Here is a 19,772-nt window from a genome sequence, read left to right as displayed (position 1 = left end):
TCAGCGCAGTTCGGAGATGAGCACGGCGCTGGTGCCCGATGCGGTCGCCTCGAAGATGTGCGGGGCATCGCCGGCGTACGTGAGATAGTCGCCGGGGTTCAGCAGCACGGGATCACCCGCCGGCCCGATCCGCGCCTGCCCTGCCATCAGGATCACATGCTCGATCGTCCCGGGGTGATGCGGGTCGGAACGGCGGGCGTCGCCGGGCTCGGCCTGGATCAGGTAGACGTCGCGGCGGGCCCCGGGAGGGCTCGCCGAGAGCAGTGTCGCACTGTACGCCGCCGCGGATGAGGGGACACCGGCGAGATCGTCGGCGCGGATGAGAGTCGGCGCGTTCGCCTGCTGATCGACGAGCACGGCGAACGGCACGCCGAGCGCGACTCCGAGGGCCCATAGTGTCTCGACGCTGGGGTTGCCGGCTCCGCTCTCGAGCTGGGAGACCGTCGCCTTCGAGATGCCGGCGCGTCGCGCGAGCTCGGAGACCGACAGTCCTGCACTCTCCCGTTCCCGTCGAAGGGTGCGGGCGATACGTGTGCGGAGTTCCTCCATGTGTTCATCATGTCAAACGTTCGTTCGCTTGACTATCCGATCGTCGATGTTCAGAATTATGATCATGTGTTCAGTGAAGCGAACGTCGATGCGTGGGATGCGTGGGATGCGTGATGACGGCGGAGCGTGAGGTCTGGCGCGAAGCGCTCGGGGTCGTCATCGCGACCAGTGCGTACGGCGTCTCGTTCGGTGCGCTCGCCGTGGCGTCAGGGCTCGACGTGTGGCAGACCTGCGTGCTGAGTCTGCTGATGTTCACGGGCGGATCGCAGTTCGCTTTCGTGGGCGTCTTCACCGCCGGCGGCCTCGCGGCCCTGCCATCGGCGGTCGCTTCGGCGGCGCTCCTCGGCGTCCGCAACGTCGCCTACGGCATGCGCATGTCGCCGATCGTCGGAGGGCGGCCTCTCCGCAAGGCGGCGGCCGCGCACTTCACGATCGACGAATCGACGGCGGTCGCGATCTCGCAGAACGACCCGCGGCTGCGGCAGATCGGCTTCTGGGTGACGGGGATCGGCATCTTCGTCGGGTGGAACATCACCACCCTCGTCGGAGCACTGGTGGGCGATGTGCTCGGAGACCCCAAGACGTGGGGACTGGATGCGGCCGCGGCTGCAGCCTTCCTGGCCTTGCTCTGGCCTCGCCTCAAGCAGCGGCAAGCTGTAGCGGTCGGCGTCGCGGCGGCGGTCGTCGCCGCGGCCTTCACCCCGTTCCTGATGCCCGGCCTTCCGGTGCTCGTCGCCGCGGTCGTCGCGATCGCGGTCGGTTGGTTCAACTGGCTGGGGAATCCTGCGCCACCAGACGGAGCACAAGCGGATGCCGGATCGGAGATGATCCCATGAGCCTGTGGAGCGCGATCCTTCTCGCTGCCTTGATCTGCCTGGCGCTCAAAGCCGCCGGATACCTCGTGCCTCCCCGCGTGCTCGAGGCGCCACGTACAGCCCGCATCTCGGACCTCCTGACGGTGGCGCTGCTGGCGGCTCTCGTGGCCGTCCAGACCTTCGGTGACGGACAGGCGATCACCGTGGATGCGCGCGTGCCCGCACTGCTGGTCGCAGGAGGGCTCTTGTGGTTGCGGCAGTCCTTCCTCGTGGTCGTCGTTGCGGCCGCGCTGGTGGCCGCGCTGTTGCGCGTGTTCGGACTCGCCGCATGAGGCGGCGGCCGCCTCCGGATGGCAGCGCCCTCCTCGGTAAGATCGACGGGTGCGCGTGAACTGGATGTCGAGAGTCTTGTCGTGGATCGCGGCCGCCCTGGTGGGCGGTGTCTACGGCATCGCCGGCACCATCAGCCACAGTGTGATGTGGGGCCCGATCCCGGTCGGCATGATCGTCGCCGCGATCGCCTGCGCGGCCATCCTCGTCGCTGTGCGTGCGCTCACCCACGACAGGGGTGCGGCCGTGGCGGCCGGTCTCGGGATGATCGGCATGCTGGTGCTGATCTCCGGCGAAGGCCCCGGCGGTTCCGTCGTCGTCCCCGCATCGTTCGCCGGCCAGATCTGGACCTATCTGGTGGCCGGAATCGTGCTGCTGGTCATCGCCTGGCCGTCGGTGCGTCGCCTTCCCGTCCGCACCGAGGCGGCCTCCGCGCAGGAACCTGAGTCCCGCGAGTCGTAGACTGAAGGGGTGACGTATGTGATCGCCCTCCCGTGCGTCGATGTCAAGGATCGCGCCTGCATCGACGAGTGCCCCGTTGACTGCATCTACGAGGGCGAACGCTCGTTGTACATCCACCCCGACGAGTGCGTCGACTGCGGTGCCTGCGAGCCGGTGTGCCCGGTCGAGGCGATCTACTACGAAGACGACCTGCCCGACGAGTGGCAGGACTATTACAAGGCCAACGTCGAGTTCTTCGACGAGATCGGTTCACCGGGAGGCGCCGCCAAGGTCGGCGTGTACTCGTTCGACCACCCGATCGTCGCCGCTCTCCCGCCGCAGGGCGAGTAGGCGCGTTCCGTGAGCGTCCGCGACCTCGCCGACTACCCGTGGGATGCCGTCGTCCCGTTCCGTGAACGTGCCGAGAAGCATCCGCACGGCCTCATCGACCTTTCCGTCGGGTCGCCGGTCGACCCGACGCCCGAGATCATCCGGCGTGCGCTGGCGGAAGCCACCGATGCGCACGCGTACCCGCAGACCGTCGGGACGCCGAATCTGCGCGAGACGATCGTCGGCTGGTACGCGCGGCGCAGGGGAGTGCTCGATCTCCGCGTCGACAACGTGCTCCCCACGATCGGCTCCAAGGAGCTCGTCGCCCTGCTGCCGACGCTCCTCGGACTGGGGGCCGGAGACATCGTCGTGCACCCGCGCGTGGCCTATCCGACATATGAGGTCGGTGCCCGCGTGGTGGGGGCGACGCCCCTGGCCGCAGACGATCCCGGGGACTGGCCGGAGGGCACCAAGCTCATCTGGATCAACACCCCGGGCAACCCGGATGGCCGCACGTGGACCGTGGACGAGCTCGCCACGGCCGTGAGTCGCGCGCGTGAACTCGGCGCCGTCCTCGCGAGCGACGAGTGCTACGCCGAACTGGGGTGGGACGGCGTATGGGCGACCGAGCCGATCCCCTCGATCCTCGACCCGCGCGTCACAGGCGGAAGCCGTGCGAATCTGCTCAGCGTCTACTCGCTGAGCAAGCAGTCGAACCTCGCCGGATACCGCGCGGCCTTCGTGGCCGGATGTGCACGCATCGTCGGCGAGCTTCTCACGGCACGCAAGCACCTCGGATTGATGCCGCCCGCGCCGGTGCAGCACGCGATGGCGGTCGCTCTCGGGGACGACGAGCACGTCGCCGCGCAGAAGGCTCTCTATCGGTCCCGTCGCGATGCCCTGCGGCCGGCCTTGGAGGCCGCAGGGTTCCGCATCGACGGTTCGGAAGCCGGGCTCTACCTCTGGGCGACCGAGGGACGCGATGCGTGGGAGTCGATGGGGCGATTGGCCGACCTCGGCATCCTGGCCGGTCCCGGCCCTTTCTACGGGGCCGATTCGGGGCAGCACGTGCGGCTGGCGCTCACGGCGTCGACCGCGCACGTGAACGAGGCGGCGCGCCGTCTCTCTGTCGCTGATCTGTAGGTTCCCTCCTCGGAGGAGGCCTCTGTTTGGCGGATGTCACAGTAGGCCTGTGCGACTACTAGGCTGTAAAGGCGATTCGGTCGTGACCCGACCTGGCGCTTCAGCGCCGTGAGATCGCCAGTTCAGGCTTGATCAAGATCTTGTCCGACAGCACCGCGACGAGCGGGCGCGGACACTACGAGGAGGTCCGCGTGAGTGCAGCGGCAGACCAGACGGCGAAGCTGACGATCGGCGACACGACCGCGGAATTCCCGGTGCTGCGCGGCACGGCGGGACACGACAGCATCGATTTCTCGACGCTGACGCGGCAGACCGGCTACACGGGCCTCGATTACGGCTTCGTGAACACGGCATCGACGAAGTCGGAGATCACGTTCATCGACGGCGACAAGGGCATCCTGCGGTATCGCGGTTACCCGATCGAGCAGCTCGCCGGCTCGACGAGCTACCTCGAGGTGGCCTGGCTCCTCATCTACGGCGAGCTGCCGTCTGCGTCCGAGCTGGCGGAGTTCGACGAGAAGATCCGTCGCCACACGCTGCTGCACGAAGACCTCAAGCGCTTCTTCTCGGCGCTGCCGCACACGGCGCACCCGATGTCGGTGCTGTCGTCTGCTGTCGCCGCCCTCTCGACCTACTACGAGGGGCAGACCGATCCGCACAACCCCGAGCACGTCGAGCTGAACATGGTGCGCATGCTCGCCAAGCTTCCCGTGATCGCGGCGTACGCGCACAAGAAGAGCGTCGGCCAGGCGTTCCTCTATCCGGACAACTCGCTGAGCTTCGTCGACAACTTCCTGAAGCTGAACTTCGGTGTGCACAGCGAGGAGTACGAGGTCAACCCGGTGATGTCGAAGGCTCTCGAGCTGCTCCTCATCCTGCACGAGGACCACGAGCAGAACGCGTCCACGTCGACCGTGCGCCTGGTCGGATCCACCGGCGCGAACCAGTTCGCCTCGGTCTCCGCAGGCATCCAGGCTCTCTCCGGCCCGCTGCACGGCGGTGCGAACGAGGCCGTGCTGACGATGCTCGGACAGATCCGCGACTCCGGACAGAGCGTCTCGCGCTTCGTTGAGCGGGTGAAGAACAAGGAAGAGGGCGTGAAGCTGATGGGCTTCGGGCACCGGGTGTACAAGAACTACGATCCGCGCGCCAAGCTCGTCAAGGACGCGGCCGACGAGGTGCTGTCGTCGCTCGGCGTCACCGACCCGCTGCTCGACCTCGCGAAGGAGCTCGAGGAGCTCGCGCTGGCCGACGACTACTTCCGTGAGCGTCGCCTGTACCCGAACGTCGACTTCTACACCGGCGTCATCTACAAGGCCATGGGCTTCCCGACCCGCATGTTCACGGTGCTGTTCGCGATCGGACGCCTGCCCGGCTGGCTGGCCCAGTGGCGCGAGCTGCAGCTCGACCCGCAGACCAAGATCGGCCGCCCGCAGCAGTTGTACACCGGGTCTCCCGAGCGTTCGTTCCCGACCCGCTAGGGGAGTGGCGCGCCCGCGTGCCTCACGCGGGCGACGGGGCCGCGACCTGATCGCCGACCACGTCGAGCACCAGCTGGAGCTTGGTCTGGAACGTGCACTCCAGCAGTTCGGTCGTGGCCTCGTCCGCGCCGTAACGCTCGGGAAGTCGCAGTCCGAGCAGAGTGTTGAGCAGCATCCCCTCGGCGAGGAAGGTGCGCACCTCCTCCGGTGCGAAGCCGGCCTCGTCGCGCAGCATGCGATAGATCTTGAGGAAGTCGGTGCGGGCCCGTTCGCCGATGACGGCATCGTGTCCCATGCTGAACGCCTGCATCAGCGAGAGCAGGATGCCCCGATCCTCGACCAGGTTCACGTACGCAGAGCCGAGTCGGCGCCCGAGTTCCCGGTCGGGTGACCCCACCGTGGCCTTCCACTCCTGGATCACTGCGGAGAAGGTGTCGAGCAGCTTGCCGCTCGCGCGTGCCAGGACCTCGACGAACAGGCTCTCCTTCGTGCCGAACATTCGCACGACGTAGGGCTGGCTGATGCCTGCCGCCTTCGCGATCTGGTCGGTGGTGGCGCCGAAGTATCCGCGTTCGCCGAACACCAGGCTCGCTGCGGCGAGGATCTGCTCGCGTCGCTCGGCGGCCGGGATGCGTTCGCTCTGCTTCTCGTTCACGCTTGACAGGTTATCAGTTGATTACTACTCTTCGATGAGCAAGTAATCATTCAATAACTACGAGGAATTCTCATGACCCCATCCACCCGACGTCTTCCGGTCTGGTTGACGATCGTGGCAGCCTCACTGCCGATGTTCATGGCGACACTGGACAACCTCGTCGTCACCGGTGCGCTCCCCGTCATCTCCCGCGAACTCGGTGCCTCGATCGAGGAGCTGCAGTGGGTCATCAACGCATACACCCTGAGCTTCGCCACCTTCATGCTTCTCGCCGTCGGCCTCGGAGACCGTTTCGGTCGTCGTACGGTCTTCCTGTCCGGCATCGCCGTGTTCACGCTGGCCTCGGCGGGCGCAGCACTCGCGACCGAGCCCTCGATCCTCATCCTCGCCCGGGCGATCCAGGGCGTCGGAGCCGCGGCCCTCATGCCTCTCTCCCTGACCCTGCTCGTCGGGAGCGTCTCCGAGCGGCTGCGCCCGGCCGCGATCGGTATCTGGGGAGGCGTCGCCGGGCTCGGGGTCGCCACGGGGCCGCTCATCGGAGGCGCGGTGATCGAGGGCTGGAACTGGCAGACGATCTTCTGGCTCAACGTCCCGGTCGGCATCCTCGCCGTGCCGCTCATCCTGCTCGCACTGCCCAACAGCTTCGGCGCTCGCGTGCGGGCCGATCTCGTCGGACTCCTGCTGGCCGGTCCCGGCGTGCTGGGCGTCGTCTACGGGATCGTGCGCGGCAACGACGCGGGCTGGGACAGCCTCGAGGTGGTGGGGGCCCTGGTGACCGGTGCGCTGCTCCTGGTGGGCTTCGTCGTCTGGGAGGGGCGCACGGCTCACCCGCTCCTGCCCCTGCGGCTGTTCCGCGACCGCAGCTTCACGGTGGCGAACCTCGTGGGCGTGACCTTCAGTTTCGGGATCTTCGGTGCCGTCTTCATCCTGATCCAGTTCCTCCAGGTGGTGCAGGGACATACCCCGCTCGAGGCGGGGATCATGACGATGCCGTGGACGCTGGCGCCCATGGTCGTCGCACCGCTCACGGGGCTGCTGTCGCCGCGCACCGGCACCCGCCTTCCGATCCTGGTCGGCCTGACGATGCTCGCCGTCGCGCTCGGGTGGATCGCGCTCACCCTCTCCGCGTCGCTCGAGTACTCGGCGATGTGGCCGCCGTTCCTGCTGGCGGGGATCGGTATGGGGCTCGTGTTCGCTCCGAGCTCCACGGCGGTGCTGATGAACATGGCGCCCGACGATCATGCCAAGGCCTCGGGCACGAACTCCACGCTGCGCGAGATCGGAGTCGCACTCGGCGTCGCCGTGCTCACCGCGGTCTTCGTCGGTGCCGGCGGAACCCTGACGCCCACCGGCTATGTGGATGCCGCCGTGCCGGCGATCTGGGTCGGTGCCGGGGTGCTCGCGCTGGCGGCGGTGATCTCGGTCGCTCTTCCCTCGGGCGTCCGTCGTCTGCGAACGGCTGCCGATGGCACCGCCGACGCGGACAGCGCGCCGGATCGGGCGGAGGCGCCTGTGCCCGCCTGAGATAGACGAGCCGCAGCGCAGAACGCCCCCGGTCATGCGAAAGGCATGGCCGGGGGCGCTCCGTCGATTCGAGTCGGCTCAGCCGCGCGTCGTGATCAGCGACCCTGCGAGCTGCGTCCGCCCTGACGCTGGCCGCTCTGCGTGGAGTAGCCACCACCCTGGCCGGCACCGGAAGCACCGGAGCGGGGACGACGACGGCGACGCGACGGCGGGTTGGCCGCCCCGTTCTTCTCGCCACCGGCGGGGCGCTGCTTCGAGGACTGTCGCTGCTGCTGTGGGGCCTGGACCGGAGCAGGGCGCACGTGCGGTGCGCGCTCGGGGACGAGGGCGGTGACGGCCGCGGTCGTCACGTCTTCCAGCGGTGCCGTGATGGCAGCCTTGCGCAGCAGGTCCTTCACGTCGCGACGCTGCTCGGGGAGCACGACGGTCACCACGGTGCCGGCGGCTCCGGCGCGAGCGGTGCGGCCGGAACGGTGCAGATACGCCTTGTGCTCGACGGGCGGGTCGACATGGACGACGAGGTCGACGTTGTCGACGTGCACGCCGCGGGCCGCGACGTCGGTCGCGACGAGCACGCGCACTCCGCCGTCTTCGGGGGCAGCGGAGAAGGCGCCGAGGTTGCGCTCGCGGGCGTTCTGCGACAGGTTGCCGTGCAGGTCGACCGCGGGGATCCCTGCGGCGGTGAGCTGCTTCGCGAGCTTCTTCGCCTGGTGCTTGGTGCGGGTGAAGAGGATGCGACGACCGGTGCCCGATGCGAGCTCGCGCACGAGTGCGGTCTTGTTGTCGGTCGAGTCGACGACCAGCACGCGGTGCGTCATCTCTCCGACGGGCACGCTCTCCTCGTCGACCTCGTGGCTGACCGCGTTCGAGAGGAAGCGGCGGGCGAGAGTGTCGATGCCGCGGTCCAGCGTGGCGCTGAACAGCAGGCGCTGCCCACCGGCCGGGGTCGCCGTGAGGATGCGGGTGACGCCGGGGAGGAAGCCCAGGTCGGCCATGTGGTCTGCTTCGTCGAGCACGGTGACCTCGATAGCGCTCAGACGCACGACCTGCTGCTTCATGAGGTCTTCGAGGCGACCGGGGCAGGCCACGACGATGTCGACGCCGCCACGCAGCGCCTGCTCCTGCGGACGCTGGCTGACGCCGCCGAAAACGGTCGTGACGCGCAGACCGGCGGCTTCGGCGAGAGGCGCGATGGTCGCGGCGATCTGGGTGGCGAGCTCACGGGTAGGAGCGAGGACGAGTCCGCGCGGGAGTCCGGCGCGGCGCTGTCCGCCCGAGGCGGCGAGGCGCGCGACGAGCGGGAGGGCGAAGGCGATGGTCTTGCCGCTGCCCGTGCGTCCGCGACCCAGGAGGTCGCGTCCGGCGAGGGAGTCGGGAAGAGTGTCGCGCTGGATGGCGAACGCCTCGGTCTTGCCGGAATCGGCGAGAACGGCGGCGAGCTCGGCGGGAACGCCGAGTTCAAGGAAAGTAGACATGCAGAAACTCCGTCAGCGCACGAGTGAACGGCGCGAGATAAGGGGTGAGGTGGGCGACGGCGCAGGAATTGCGCATCGGTTCGCCGTTCGAAAGGCCAGCTCGTGCTGGTGGTGGGAGCAGTTCCGCTCGCTTCGGTCCTCGGAGACCCCGTGACGACGACGATGTTGCGGGACCGGCGGTACGCGCAACGATGTCAGTCTACCAGTGTGCGCATGCCGTCGGCTGCATGTCGCCCCCGGAGCGGGTCGTCGGCGCCGGGGGAGGCCGGGTTCGAGGCCGTTCTCAGGCGTGCAGTGCCTCGTTCAGGGTCACTCCCACGCCGGCGCGGCGGACGGCTTCCACCGCACCGCTGAGCGAGTTGCGGCGGAAGAGCAGCCCGTCCTGCCCGGAGAGCTCCGCGCCCTTGACGGTCTTCCGCCCGCCGTCCGCGGTCACGGGTCCGTCGACGAGGACGATCTTCGTGCCGGCCGTGACGTAGAGGCCCGCCTCGACGACGCAGTCGTCACCGAGGGAGATGCCGATGCCGGCGTTCGCTCCCAGCAGGGTGCGCGCACCGATCGACACGCGGTGGGTGCCTCCGCCGGAGAGGGTGCCCATGATGGACGATCCTCCGCCGATGTCGCTGCCGTCGCCGACGACCACGCCCTGCGAGATGCGGCCTTCGACCATCGACGCGCCAAGGGTGCCGGCGTTGAAATTGACGAAACCCTCGTGCATCACGGTCGTACCAGGGGAGAGGTGGGCCCCCAGGCGCACGCGGGAGGCATCGGCGATGCGGACGCCCGACGGCTGCACGTAGTCGGTCAGGCGCGGGAACTTGTCGAGTCCCTGCACCTGGATGCCGGCCCGCTGCAACTGCGGGCGCAGACGGGCGGCGTCGGCGGGGAGAACGGGGCCGGCGTTGGTCCAGGCGACATTCGGAAGGTGTCCGAAGACGCCGTCGAGGTTCAATTCGTTCGGGCGTACCACGAGGTGCGACAGGGCGTGCAGACGCAGGTAGGCGTCGGCGGTGGAGGTCGGTGCCTCATCGAGGTCGATCTGCAGCTGCACCACCTCGATCGTGACGTCGCGTCGCTCGTCGCGCCCGGCGAAGGGGTCGAGCGCGGCGACCGCGGCCTCGTCGGTCGTGGCCGTACCGGTGCGCACCTCGGGGTACCACGCATCGAGGACCGTGCCGTCTCCAGCGATCGTGGTCAGTCCGATACCCCATACCGTGCGTGCGTCGCTCATCCCTCCACGCTATCGCGCTCGGCGTGCGACGACCGCACTCATGACGGGGTAAGTAGGCTGGACCCATGGTGCTCGATCTGACCGCGTCCTCCGTCGACCTCACCCGTGCGATCTGCGACATTCCGAGCGTCTCCGGCGACGAGAAGGCGCTCGCCGATGCGATCGAGGCGGCGGTGGCCCCGCTCGATCATCTCGATGTCTTCCGGCACGGGAACACGATCGTGGCCCGTACCGATCGGGGCCGCGCGCAGCGGGTGGCGATCGCCGGTCACATCGACACGGTGCCGATCAATGCGAACCTGCCCACGCGCGACATGGAGATCGACGGAGTGCCCTATCTCTGGGGGCGCGGGACCGTCGACATGAAGGCGGGCACAGCTGTGCAGTTGAAGCTCGCGGCGGAATTGACCGACCCCGCGATCGACATCACCTGGCTGTGGTACGACAACGAGGAGATCGAGGCGTCGAAGAACGGACTCGGCCTGCTCGCCGCCGTGCGTCCCGACCTGTTCGAGGCGGACTTCGCGATCCTCGGCGAGCCGTCCAACGGTGAGGTGGAAGGCGGCTGCAACGGCACTCTCCGTGCGATCGTGCGCACCACCGGCGTGCGTGCACACAGCGCACGTGCCTGGATCGGCGAGAACGCGATCCATCGCGCAGCACCTCTCCTCACGCGTCTGGCGGAGTACCGCGCCAAGGAGGTGCTGGTCGAAGGGCTGCTGTACCGCGAGAGCTTGAGCGCCGTGCGCATCGCGGGCGGCGTCGCAGGAAACGTCATCCCCGACGCCTGCGAAGTGGAGGTCAACTATCGGTTCGCGCCCAACAAATCGGCGGCCGACGCCGAGGCTCATCTCCGGGGGGTCCTCGCCGGCTTCGACGTCGAGATCACCGACGCCGCCGAAGGCGCTCGCCCCGGCCTCGACGCCGAGATCGCGAAGCAGTTCGTGGCGGCGGTCGGCGCGGAGCCGCGCCCGAAGTACGGGTGGACCGATGTCGCACGGTTCTCCGCGCTCGGGATCCCGGCCGTCAACTACGGACCCGGCGACCCGCACCTCGCCCACCACGACGAGGAGCGTGTGCCCCTCGCGCAGATCGACGCCGTGGAGCGGGGCCTGCGCGCATGGCTCACCTCGCGCTGAGCGCTGCGCGCCGGTGGGCGAAGGCGCCGGTCGCCCTGCGCGTGGCCGTCGTCTACCTCGGAGCCCGGGTCGTCACCACGGTGTTCCTGATCGTCGCCGCGTCGCTGTCGACCTCATCCTCGCGATTCGGTGCGGGGGCGGGACTCATCGATTTCGTCCTCGGCTGGGATGCGCAGTGGTACTGGCTGGTCGCCGAGAACGGCTATCCGACGGATCTGCCCCTCACGGACTCGGGCGACGTCGCCGAGAACGCCTGGGCTTTCATGCCCGTGTTCGCATATGCGGCGAAGGGGATCGGGTTGCTGCTCGGGTCCTGGGGAGCCGGTGCCCTCCTGCTCTCGCTCGTCGCGGGGTACCTGGCCTGCCTCGCGCTTCATCGCCTGCTTCGTGATCGCATCGGGAACTCTGCGGCGATGTGGGCCGTGATGTTCTTCGCGGCAGGACCGATCGCGGCGATGTTCCAGGTCGGGTACGCCGAGACGCTGTTCCTGCTGCTGCTGTTCCTCGCCCTCGATGCGACGACGCGTCGCACCTACGCCTGGCTGTACATCCTCATCCCCGTCATGGCCTTCACCCGGCCCGGCGTTCTCGCCTTCGCCCTGTTCCTCGGCCTGCACGGACTGCTGCGCTGGATCCGACGTCGGCAGGATCCGCTCGCGGGGCGCGAGATCGCTCATATCCTCGCGCTCGGCGCACTCGCCACCCTGTGCGGCTTCGCCTGGCAGGTGATCGCCGGCATCGCGACAGGGGATCCGGGTGCGTATCTCGCTACCGAGCTCGCGTGGCGCCAGCACTGGATCACCGGTGGCGTCGGGGGCTTCATCCCCTTCGAAGGCTGGATCCAGGCCTCGCAGTTCTGGTTCGCCCTCTGGGGAATGCCGCAGTGGTGGGGACCGATCGTGCTGGTGCTGGCGGTAGTCGGCGCTGCTGCCGCCCTCCTCTTCTCCTCACAGGTGCGGGCACTGGGCACCGACATTCGTCTGTGGAGCGCGAGCTACCTGCTGTATCTGCTCGCCGTCTTCTTTCCGCAATCGAGCACGTTCCGCCTGCTTCTGCCCCTGAGCCCCCTCTGGGGCGCGGTCGCCGTGCCGCGATCGCGACTCTGGCGTGTCGGCATCCTGGCCGCCTGTCTCCTCGGGCAATGGTTCTGGATCTACCACGTCTATGCGCTCGGAAGCACGTTCTGGCAGGTGCCGTGATCGTGAAGCTCGACCCAATTGTTGCTCCGTGACCTCCAGGTCCCGGTGACACCCGATAAACTCATCCCATACCACCGGAGGAAAGGGAGCCACGATGGCAGCGATGAAGCCGAGGACCGGAGACGGACCTATGGAAGCCGTGAAAGAAGGACGACTCATCATCGTGCGCGTTCCACTCGAAGGCGGCGGCCGCCTGGTCGTCTCCGTGAACGACGCCGAGGCCAAGGAGCTTCACGACGTGCTTGCCGCCGTCGTGGCACCGGCCTGATCGACCTGGGATCCGCGTCAGCGGATCCGAAAGGGCGGTGGATCCGAGGATCCACCGCCCTTTTTCCGTGCGTACGGTGACCGTCCCTCCGGGCGGCGTGCGGTGGTCAGTCGCGCTCGGCGAGACTGATCAGCTGCAGCAGACCTTCGCCGGCGGGCGAGACCGTGGCGAGGACCGCAGACGATTCCTGCGTCTCCTGCACGAGGGATCGGTAGGCGGAGGTGATCTCGTCGCGCTGCACGGGGTCGGCCACGCGACCGCCCGCAAGCACGCGGGGGACGAGCACGAGGCCGCCGGTGCGTGCGAGACGAAGCCCGTGCTCGACATATTCGATGACGTGCTCGGGATCGGCGTCGACCAGCACGATGTCATAGGAATTCTCGTTCATGCGGGGAAGCACGTCGATCGCTCGGCCGGTGATGAAACGGGCCCTCGTGGGGGTAACCCTCGCATCGGCGAACGCCTGTCGCGCGGCGGCGAGATGCTCCGGCTCGTTGTCGATCGAGGTGAGAACGGCCTGGGGGGCGCCCCGCAGCAGCCACAGACCGGAGACTCCGGCACCGGTACCGATCTCGACGATGGAACGGGCGGACGTCGCAGCGGCGAGCACGGCGATCTGCGAGCCGACGGCGGCGCTGATCGGCATCGCTCCCAATTCGACCGCATGTGCGCGAGCGCGGCTTATGGCGTCGGGTTCCACGATGGATTCGCGCAGAAAACGCGCGTTCGCGTCATGCTCGCTCATGGCCTGTTTCTCCCTGCCTGCCCGGTGATCCTCTCCAGAGTATTCGGTCGGTGAGTGCGGGGACCGCAGGCGCGGCGGTAGCCTGTAGAGATGACGTTCGGGCTCACCTTCGAGAAGCTGCTGCTGATCGGCCTCATCGCGGTCCTGATCATCGGTCCCGAGCGTCTTCCGCGGGCGGCGGAGAGCTTCTCCCGCATGGTCCGCAAGGCCGGCGAGTACCTCCGCGCCACCAAGTCGAGGGTGCGCGAGGAGATGGGCCCGGAGATCGACGACGTCGACTGGCGCAAGCTCGACCCGCGGCAGTACGACCCGCGTCGGATCATCCGAGACGCGCTCATGGAGGAACCCCAGCCGGCGACCCCGCTGCAGGCGCGGGAGACGATCGCGGAGCCGATCGCCGGCGCCGCCGTCACGATCGCCAACACCACCCGTGTCGCGCCGCAGGAGTTCAGCGCGACCAATCGTCCGCCGTTCGACCCCGAAGCCACCTGACCCGGGGACGCCTCGGCATCCGCGACCACCAGCCGAGTGAGATCTAGGAGATCTTGGATCGGAGGGTCGCGATGTCGTCGTCCGTGAGCAGGGCGCGGGGAATCGCCGTGGCGACGGATGTGTCGCGCAGCTTCAGCAGGACGGCGTCCTTGCCCACATGCATCCTCTGGAACGTGCGGTAGGCGATGTCGGAGCGGCGGCGGCCGCTGCCCATCTGCAGCCTGTCGTCTTCGAGTGACACCCACACCACGGTCTCTACGGGCATCGCGATCCGGACCGCGGTTCGCGCGCCCGACACCGACATGACGATGGCGAAACCTGCCAGCGCGAGGATGATCACGGGCATCCATCCCGCTCCGTACGGGCCGTCCTCTCCCGGCGCGACGGGCACACTGAGGTTCAGGACGCTGAACACGAGTGCTGCGGCGAGGGCGACCCACATGACGAGGGCGGCGGGGCGGGTCAGCGAGTAGATCGCGGCGTCTCGCGCCATCCGTCGCAGCAAACTCTCATCGACGGTCAGCGAGCGTGGGGGCACCGGTTCATTCTCCCACGGTTCAGCCGATCGACATCGGCAGGGATCGGCCGGAGAGACCCCTGCCCTTTCGCGCGAGCGTGCGTGCGAGGTCGCGGATGGCCGTTGCCGCGACATCGGTCGTCTCGCCGGCGACGATCGGCTCGCCCGCGTCTCCGCCCTCGCGAAGAGCGGGGCTCAACGGGATCGAGGCCAGAAGCGGCACCGTCGCTCCCGGCTCGGACAGGGCTTCGGCGACGGCCGCACCCCCGCCGGAGCCGAACAGGTCGATGACCGTGCCGTCGGGCAGGGTGTATGCCGCCATGTTCTCGATCACGCCGATCACGCGCTGACCCGTCTGACGTGCGACCAGACCGCTGCGGATGGCGACCTCGGCGGCCGCGGTCTGCGGAGTGGTCACGACGAGCACCTCGGCGTGGGGGAGGAGCTGGCCGATCGAGATCGCGATGTCGCCCGTTCCCGGAGGCATGTCGATGAGGAGCACATCGAGGTCGCCGAAGAAGACGTCGGTGAGGAACTGCGACACGGTGCGGTGCAGCATCGGTCCGCGCCACGCCACGACGGATTCGCCGTCGCGGAGGAACATGCCGATCGAGATCGTCTTGACGCCGTGTGCGACCGGGGGGAGCATCAGATCGTCGATGCGTGTCGGCTGTGTGCCGGCCGGGATGCCGAGGAGTCCGGGGATCGAGAACCCGTGGACGTCGGCGTCGACGAGACCGACGGAGAGTCCCTGATCGGCGAGTGCGACGGCGAGGTTCGCCGTGACCGTCGACTTACCCACGCCGCCCTTGCCGCTGGAGACGAGGATCACGCGGGTGAGGGAGTCGGGGCCGAACGGCATGTGACGTGCAGGGCGGCCCGCGCGGAGCTTCTCCGTGAGCGCCTTGCGCTCGGTCGGGGTCATCACGCCGACCTCGACCTCGACTTCTGCGATGCCGGGAACGGATGCCGCGGCCGCGCGGACGTCCGATTCGATCCTCGCCGCCGCCGGGCAGCCGACGATCGTCAGCACGATGCCGACGTGGGCGCGATCGCCGTCGACCGTGATCGCACGGACCATGTCGAGGTCGCCGATGGGACGACGCAGCTCGGGATCCGTCACAGCGGCGACGGCGGATCGGACGCGCTCCACCGCCGTCACGATGCGGAGCCGGATCGGGTCTTCTCGGGAGACTCTTCGAGCTCGGCGAGAAGCGCCTTGAGCTCCTGACGGAGCACGTCGCGCGTCACGACCTGTGAATTGCGCTCCTCGAGCGACATCCGCAGGGCCACGATCTCCCGGGCGAGGTACTCGGTGTCGGCCAGGTTCCGCTCGGCGCGCTGGCGGTCCTGTTCGATCTGCACTCTGTCGCGGTCGTCCTGACGGTTCTGCGCGAGCAGGATGAGCGGTGCGGCGTAGGAGGCCTGCAGCGAGAGCATGAGTGTCAGGGCCGTGAAGCCGAGTGCGGCGTCGTCGAAGCGCAACTGATCCGGCATCAGGGTGTTCCACACGATCCACAGCACACAGAACAGGGTGAGTATCAGCAGGAACGCGGGCGTCCCCATCGCCCGCGCGACCCACTCCGTGAAGCGGCCGAAGCGGTCGCGGGAAGTCGCCCGAGGTCGGGTGGTCGTGCGCCCTGGTGCATCGAGGCGTGGGGAGCGGGGCATCAGCGCACCTCCTTCGCCGGAGCGGCGGCGTCGTCACTGTCGTGCGATCGCCAGTCGTCGGGCAGCAGGTAGTCGAGCACGTCGTCGATGCTGATCGCTCCCACGAGGCGATGCGCCGCGTCGATCACGGGAAGCGAGACGAGGTCGTAGCTCGCCAGCAATCGCGCCACCTCGGCGGCGGAGGCGGTGACGGGCACGGGCTCGAGGCTGTCGTCGAGGATCGCCCCGAGTCGCTCGTGCGGCGGGTAGCGCAGCATCCGCTGGAAGTGCACGAGTCCGAGCAGGCGCCCGGTCGGAGTCTCGAACGGCGGAAGGGTCACGAACACTGCGGCGGCCAGCGCCGGGTGCAGCTCGTGGCGGCGGATCAGCGCGAGCGCCTCGGCGACGGTGGCGTCGGCCGACAGGATGATCGGCTCCGGTGTCATCAGACCACCGGCCGTGTCGGGCCCGTAGCGCAGCAGCATCCTGACGTCTTCGGCCTCCTCCGGCTCCATGAGCTCGAGGAGCTGCTCCAGACGGTCCGGGGCGAGCTGGGCGAGCAGGTCGGCCGCGTCGTCCGGTTCCATCTGGTCGAGGATGTCGGCGGCGCGCTCGTCGCCGAGACGGTCGAGGATGTGCACCTGCTCGTCTTCGGGCATCTCCTCGAGGGCATCCGCGAGGCGGTCGTCCGACAACTCTTCGGCCACCTCGATCATGCGCTGCTGCGGAAGGTCGAGCAGCGTGTTGGCGAGGTCGGCGGCGTGCAGCTCGGAGTACGAGGCGACCAGCTGCTCAGCCGACTGCGATTCACCGGGTGCGCGTTGCTCGGCGACCTCGCTCCATGCCGCGAACGTCGTCGGGCCCTTCGCGAACGGGGAGGCGCTGGTCTTCGGGCGGCGGAGGAACAGCTGGCTGATCGCCCATTCGCCGAGGCGGTTCGGTTCGATCGCGATGTCTTCGATGACCGCCGTGCCGCTGCCGTCGACGAAGCTCACGCGTCGTCCCAGCATCTCGGCGAGCACACGCACCTCGCCGGCGCGCGGAGAGAAGCGTCGCACGTTGATCAGGCCGGTGGTGATGACCTGGCCGGAACGGATCGAGGTGACACGCCCGATCGAGAGGAACACGTGCCGTCGTCCGGGGATCTCCACGACCAGACCGATGACACGGGGTGCCGCGGTACTTCGATACACGACGACGACATCTCGGACCTTGCCGAGCCGGTCGCCGACGGGGTCGAAGACGGCGCACCCGGCAAGGCGCGCGGCGAAAACCCGTTGTGTGCTCACTTCTCCAGAGTAGTCGGCGCCCCGGGTCTCCGGCGGGATGGCCGTGCCTCGGGCCGTCCGGCGGTACGCGTGGAAGAATAGCCGGATGAGCATGCTGAACCGGCCCGCGAGCGGCACAGACACCGGCGAGATCGTCGCGTCGATGCGCGACTACGAGAGCGCGCAGAAGACGGTCTCGAAGCTGATCGCCGGGGAGGTGCCGGCGCGCGACATCGCCATCGTCGGGCAGAGCGTGCGCACGGTGGAACGCGTGACCGGCAAGCTCGGCTATGCGGCCGCCGCGCGCTCGGGTGCGATCAACGGCGTGCTGATCGGGCTGTTCCTTGCCGCCATCCTCGTGCTGGGCAACCCCGAGGTGCCGATCCAACTCTTCCTCGGCTTCGTCCTCATCGGCGTCGCGGTCGGCATGCTCCTGAGCCTGGTCACGTACGCGATCGTCCGTCGTCGGCGCGACTTCGCCAGCGTCACCCAGTTCGCGGCCGACCACTATGAGGTCACGGTCCTGTCCTCATCGCTGGGCAAGGCCCGCCAGGTCCTCGGCGCCAACAAGGTCGCTCCGGTGCGACCCCCGGTGAACCTCGACGAACCGCCGCGGTACGGCGAGCGGATCACACCGGGCGCGACCGCTCCAGAACCAACCCCGGGGCCCGAGGAGCCCGTGATCCCTCCGCGGCCGGCCGACCCCGTCGCCGAACCGGTTGCCGAACCGGTCGCCGAGCCCGTCGCCGACCCGGAACCCGGGACGACGCCCGAGCCCGGGACCGCATCGGCAGGGACCGCCGCTGCGTCGACCGTGACACCGGTCGAGCCCGACGCCGCTCCCGGCGCAGAGGGCGTCCAGGGCGAACGGGCATGACGGCGACCTCAGCGCTCTCCATCTGATGGTCGAGATCCAGGTCGCCCTCCCGTCGGGCGTCACCGTGGTGTCCGCCGACTGGACACTCGGCGACAATGGGGCGACGGTGATCGTGGCGCACGGCGCGGGGACCGGCAAGGACCATCCGTTCCTCACCGGCTATGTCGACGCACTGAGCGCGATGGGCTTCTCGACCCTCCGCTTCAACTTCCCCTATGTGGAGCAGGGGCGACGGATGCCGGGGCCCGCCGCGCATGCGATCGCCACGTGGAACGCGGTCACGACCTTCGCGCGCGAGTCCGCCCCCTCGTCGACCCTCTGGGCGACGGGCAAGTCGTACGGCGGACGCATGGCGTCGATGGCCGTCGCCGAGGGCATGCGTGTCGACGGGCTCGCCTACCTGGGGTATCCCCTTCATCCGCCCGGACGTCCGGAGAAGCCACGGGTCGAGCATCTGCCGGGGATCACCGTCCCGCAGCTGTTCGTGGAAGGGACGAACGATCCCTTCATCCAGCCGATCCGGCAGTTCGAGGCGGCCGTCGCCACCTGCCGAGACGCGCGCGTCGTCTGGATCGACGGCGGCGGGCACACCTTCGAGGTGAAGGGGCGCAAGCTGCCCGCCGCGCAGATCGGGGCTTCACTCGCCCCGATCGTGGCGGAGTTCGCCCTCGGCGGCGCGGAGCGCTGACGGCCCTCCGCCGTACGCGCTTCGGTCGCATGACCCCTCAGTCGACGAGCGCCGACAGTTCCGCGTCCGCGAGCACGCGCTCCACGGTCGAGATACCCAGGGCGCTCATCGCCGGGTTCGACCGCGCGTAGTACCAGCCGAGCCCCAGGGCCTGCTGCAGCGCCCAGGCAGCGCCGCGGTGCCACTCGGCGTCGTCGGGGCAGACTCCGGCGCGGATGATGCGTCGTACCGGGGCATCGAAGAGGTGCCAGGCGGCGACGAGGTCGAGTGCGGGATCCGCGGGACCGAAGTCCCCGCCGTCGAGTACTCCGGCCAATCGGGTCGCACCCTCGTGTTCCGCGATCAGGAGATTGAACGGCGTGAGGTCGCGGTGGCTCATCACCGCGGTGTCGGCAGACGGGAGCTCGCGCAGCGCCGCCCAGAGCCGCGCCGCACGGGCCGTGTCGACGAGATGCTCGCTGCGCATCAGGCACGTCGCGACCCACTCGTCGTGGTCGCCGAGGGATCCGCCCCGACCTCTCCCGTCGAACACTCGGCCGCGCACGTCGACGCAGCGCAGCGCGCTGATGAGGGCGACCAGGTCGTGGGCGAGCTGCTCGGACGTGGCGGAGCGCTCGGGATCCGCCACGTCGCCCTCGATCCACGTCTGCACGGCCCAGGCCGAATCGAACTCCTCCGATGCGGACGCGGTGCCGTAGGAGCGTGGTGCGGGGAACGGGCTCGACGCGGCGAACTCGTCGAGTGCTGCCGCTTCGCGCACGAGCTCATCGACCGATGCCCCGACGATCGGGAAACGGGCGACGAGTGCGTCGCCCACCCGGATGATCCTGTTCACGGTGCCCGTCGTGGAGACGGGGCGCAGGGGGACGCCGCGGAGCTCGGGGAAGCGGCGCGCTATCAGCTGCGCCGCGACCCCGGGCTCGAGTGCGAGCTCGCCCTCATGCATCCGCCGGTG

At 68.9% G+C, this 19,772-nt stretch carries 23 protein-coding genes; 13 read left to right on the top strand and 10 right to left on the bottom strand.

The annotated features are described in order from the left end of the window. Positions 1–549, bottom strand: a complete 549-nt coding sequence (locus ACIQLD_RS05280) for a helix-turn-helix domain-containing protein (protein WP_402605885.1) — start codon at positions 547–549, stop codon at positions 1–3. A 113-nt stretch (positions 550–662) separates the two neighbouring features. Between ACIQLD_RS05280 and ACIQLD_RS05275 the strand changes: the two genes are divergently transcribed. The 6 genes from ACIQLD_RS05275 to ACIQLD_RS05250 all read left to right on the top strand — a co-directional run bounded on the left by ACIQLD_RS05275 (position 663) and on the right by ACIQLD_RS05250 (position 5,089). Further along, entirely contained in the window at positions 663–1,385 is a 723-nt protein-coding gene (locus ACIQLD_RS05275) for an AzlC family ABC transporter permease (protein WP_402605882.1), read from the top strand. Further along, positions 1,382–1,696, top strand: coding sequence for an AzlD domain-containing protein (locus tag ACIQLD_RS05270; protein WP_402605879.1), 315 nt, complete (start codon positions 1,382–1,384; stop codon positions 1,694–1,696). The genes ACIQLD_RS05275 and ACIQLD_RS05270 overlap by 4 nt, the downstream gene beginning before the upstream one ends. A 49-nt stretch (positions 1,697–1,745) precedes the next feature. Continuing rightward, positions 1,746–2,156 carry a histidinol dehydrogenase gene (locus ACIQLD_RS05265; protein ID WP_402605877.1) on the top strand — a complete coding sequence of 137 codons (411 nt, stop codon included), beginning with the start codon at positions 1,746–1,748 and terminating at the stop codon, positions 2,154–2,156. 9 nt (positions 2,157–2,165) lie between these two features. Beyond that, positions 2,166–2,486 (top strand): ferredoxin, encoded by a 321-nt coding sequence (gene fdxA / locus ACIQLD_RS05260; protein ID WP_045263079.1) that lies wholly within the window; start codon positions 2,166–2,168, stop codon positions 2,484–2,486. A gap of 9 nt (positions 2,487–2,495) precedes the next feature. Next, positions 2,496–3,608 carry a succinyldiaminopimelate transaminase gene (dapC, locus tag ACIQLD_RS05255; RefSeq protein WP_402605875.1) on the top strand — a complete coding sequence of 371 codons (1,113 nt, stop codon included), beginning with the start codon at positions 2,496–2,498 and terminating at the stop codon, positions 3,606–3,608. Positions 3,609–3,799: 191 nt separating this feature from the next. Further along, positions 3,800–5,089 carry a citrate synthase gene (locus tag ACIQLD_RS05250; RefSeq protein ID WP_046398932.1) on the top strand — a complete coding sequence of 430 codons (1,290 nt, stop codon included), beginning with the start codon at positions 3,800–3,802 and terminating at the stop codon, positions 5,087–5,089. A 22-nt stretch (positions 5,090–5,111) separates the two neighbouring features. Here the strand turns inward: ACIQLD_RS05250 and ACIQLD_RS05245 are convergent, their stop codons facing one another. Continuing rightward, positions 5,112–5,744, bottom strand: coding sequence for a TetR/AcrR family transcriptional regulator (locus ACIQLD_RS05245; protein WP_402605871.1), 633 nt, complete (start codon positions 5,742–5,744; stop codon positions 5,112–5,114). Between the two features lie 72 nt (positions 5,745–5,816). Here ACIQLD_RS05245 and ACIQLD_RS05240 point away from each other — a divergent pair, with 72 nt between their 5' ends. Next, entirely contained in the window at positions 5,817–7,268 is a 1,452-nt protein-coding gene (locus ACIQLD_RS05240) for a DHA2 family efflux MFS transporter permease subunit (protein WP_402605868.1), read from the top strand. Positions 7,269–7,363: 95 nt separating this feature from the next. Here ACIQLD_RS05240 and ACIQLD_RS05235 read toward each other — a convergent pair whose 3' ends face one another. After that, complete coding sequence (locus ACIQLD_RS05235; RefSeq protein WP_402605865.1) at positions 7,364–8,743, bottom strand: DEAD/DEAH box helicase; 1,380 nt, start codon at positions 8,741–8,743, stop codon at positions 7,364–7,366. Between the two features lie 283 nt (positions 8,744–9,026). After that, positions 9,027–9,974: a 2,3,4,5-tetrahydropyridine-2,6-dicarboxylate N-succinyltransferase gene (gene dapD, locus ACIQLD_RS05230; protein WP_402605862.1), complete on the bottom strand. Its 948-nt coding sequence runs from the start codon at positions 9,972–9,974 to the stop codon at positions 9,027–9,029. 65 nt (positions 9,975–10,039) lie between these two features. Here dapD and dapE point away from each other — a divergent pair, with 65 nt between their 5' ends. The 3 genes from dapE (at position 10,040) to ACIQLD_RS05215 (ending at position 12,580) form a co-directional block, all read left to right on the top strand. Then, complete coding sequence (dapE, locus tag ACIQLD_RS05225; protein WP_402605860.1) at positions 10,040–11,113, top strand: succinyl-diaminopimelate desuccinylase; 1,074 nt, start codon at positions 10,040–10,042, stop codon at positions 11,111–11,113. Then, complete coding sequence (locus ACIQLD_RS05220) at positions 11,095–12,312, top strand: hypothetical protein (protein ID WP_402605857.1); 1,218 nt, start codon at positions 11,095–11,097, stop codon at positions 12,310–12,312. The genes dapE and ACIQLD_RS05220 overlap by 19 nt, the downstream gene beginning before the upstream one ends. Before the next feature lie 94 nt (positions 12,313–12,406). Beyond that, positions 12,407–12,580 (top strand): DUF3117 domain-containing protein, encoded by a 174-nt coding sequence (locus tag ACIQLD_RS05215; protein WP_017203323.1) that lies wholly within the window; start codon positions 12,407–12,409, stop codon positions 12,578–12,580. 106 nt (positions 12,581–12,686) lie between these two features. Here the strand turns inward: ACIQLD_RS05215 and ACIQLD_RS05210 are convergent, their stop codons facing one another. Beyond that, positions 12,687–13,325 carry an O-methyltransferase gene (locus tag ACIQLD_RS05210; protein WP_402605854.1) on the bottom strand — a complete coding sequence of 213 codons (639 nt, stop codon included), beginning with the start codon at positions 13,323–13,325 and terminating at the stop codon, positions 12,687–12,689. Positions 13,326–13,415: 90 nt separating this feature from the next. Between ACIQLD_RS05210 and ACIQLD_RS05205 the strand changes: the two genes are divergently transcribed. Next, positions 13,416–13,817 carry a twin-arginine translocase TatA/TatE family subunit gene (locus tag ACIQLD_RS05205; RefSeq protein WP_402605851.1) on the top strand — a complete coding sequence of 134 codons (402 nt, stop codon included), beginning with the start codon at positions 13,416–13,418 and terminating at the stop codon, positions 13,815–13,817. 43 nt (positions 13,818–13,860) lie between these two features. Here ACIQLD_RS05205 and ACIQLD_RS05200 read toward each other — a convergent pair whose 3' ends face one another. From ACIQLD_RS05200 to ACIQLD_RS05185, 4 genes are read right to left on the bottom strand one after another with little or no spacing between them, the layout of a single operon-like run. Beyond that, on the bottom strand, positions 13,861–14,355 hold the full coding sequence (locus ACIQLD_RS05200; protein WP_402605849.1) for a YcxB family protein: 495 nt from the start codon (positions 14,353–14,355) through the stop codon (positions 13,861–13,863). A 19-nt stretch (positions 14,356–14,374) separates the two neighbouring features. Further along, positions 14,375–15,496 (bottom strand): Mrp/NBP35 family ATP-binding protein, encoded by a 1,122-nt coding sequence (locus tag ACIQLD_RS05195; protein ID WP_402605848.1) that lies wholly within the window; start codon positions 15,494–15,496, stop codon positions 14,375–14,377. After that, on the bottom strand, positions 15,493–16,005 hold the full coding sequence (locus ACIQLD_RS05190; RefSeq protein ID WP_402605846.1) for a DUF1003 domain-containing protein: 513 nt from the start codon (positions 16,003–16,005) through the stop codon (positions 15,493–15,495). Before ACIQLD_RS05190 ends, ACIQLD_RS05195 begins: the two co-directional genes overlap by 4 nt. Then, the gene (locus ACIQLD_RS05185) at positions 16,005–17,273 is read right to left on the bottom strand and encodes a magnesium transporter MgtE N-terminal domain-containing protein (RefSeq protein ID WP_402605844.1); all 1,269 of its coding nucleotides are present in this window, start codon (positions 17,271–17,273) and stop codon (positions 16,005–16,007) included. The genes ACIQLD_RS05190 and ACIQLD_RS05185 overlap by 1 nt, the downstream gene beginning before the upstream one ends. 85 nt (positions 17,274–17,358) lie before the next feature. Here ACIQLD_RS05185 and ACIQLD_RS05180 point away from each other — a divergent pair, with 85 nt between their 5' ends. Together ACIQLD_RS05180 and ACIQLD_RS05175 are read left to right on the top strand one after the other, a co-directional pair. Next, positions 17,359–18,129, top strand: coding sequence for a general stress protein (locus ACIQLD_RS05180; RefSeq protein WP_402605842.1), 771 nt, complete (start codon positions 17,359–17,361; stop codon positions 18,127–18,129). Positions 18,130–18,154: 25 nt separating this feature from the next. Next, positions 18,155–18,817 (top strand): alpha/beta family hydrolase, encoded by a 663-nt coding sequence (locus ACIQLD_RS05175; protein WP_402605839.1) that lies wholly within the window; start codon positions 18,155–18,157, stop codon positions 18,815–18,817. Positions 18,818–18,854: 37 nt separating this feature from the next. Here ACIQLD_RS05175 and ACIQLD_RS05170 read toward each other — a convergent pair whose 3' ends face one another. After that, positions 18,855–19,763, bottom strand: a complete 909-nt coding sequence (locus ACIQLD_RS05170; RefSeq protein ID WP_402605837.1) for a phosphotransferase — start codon at positions 19,761–19,763, stop codon at positions 18,855–18,857. Between the last annotated feature and the right edge of the window lie 9 nt (positions 19,764–19,772).

It is taken from the genome of Microbacterium sp. NPDC091662 (assembly GCF_044756705.1).
Taxonomy (GTDB): domain Bacteria; phylum Actinomycetota; class Actinomycetes; order Actinomycetales; family Microbacteriaceae; genus Microbacterium.
Note: the sequence above shows the minus strand (reverse complement) of the source record. Positions and strands in the feature narration are given on the sequence as shown.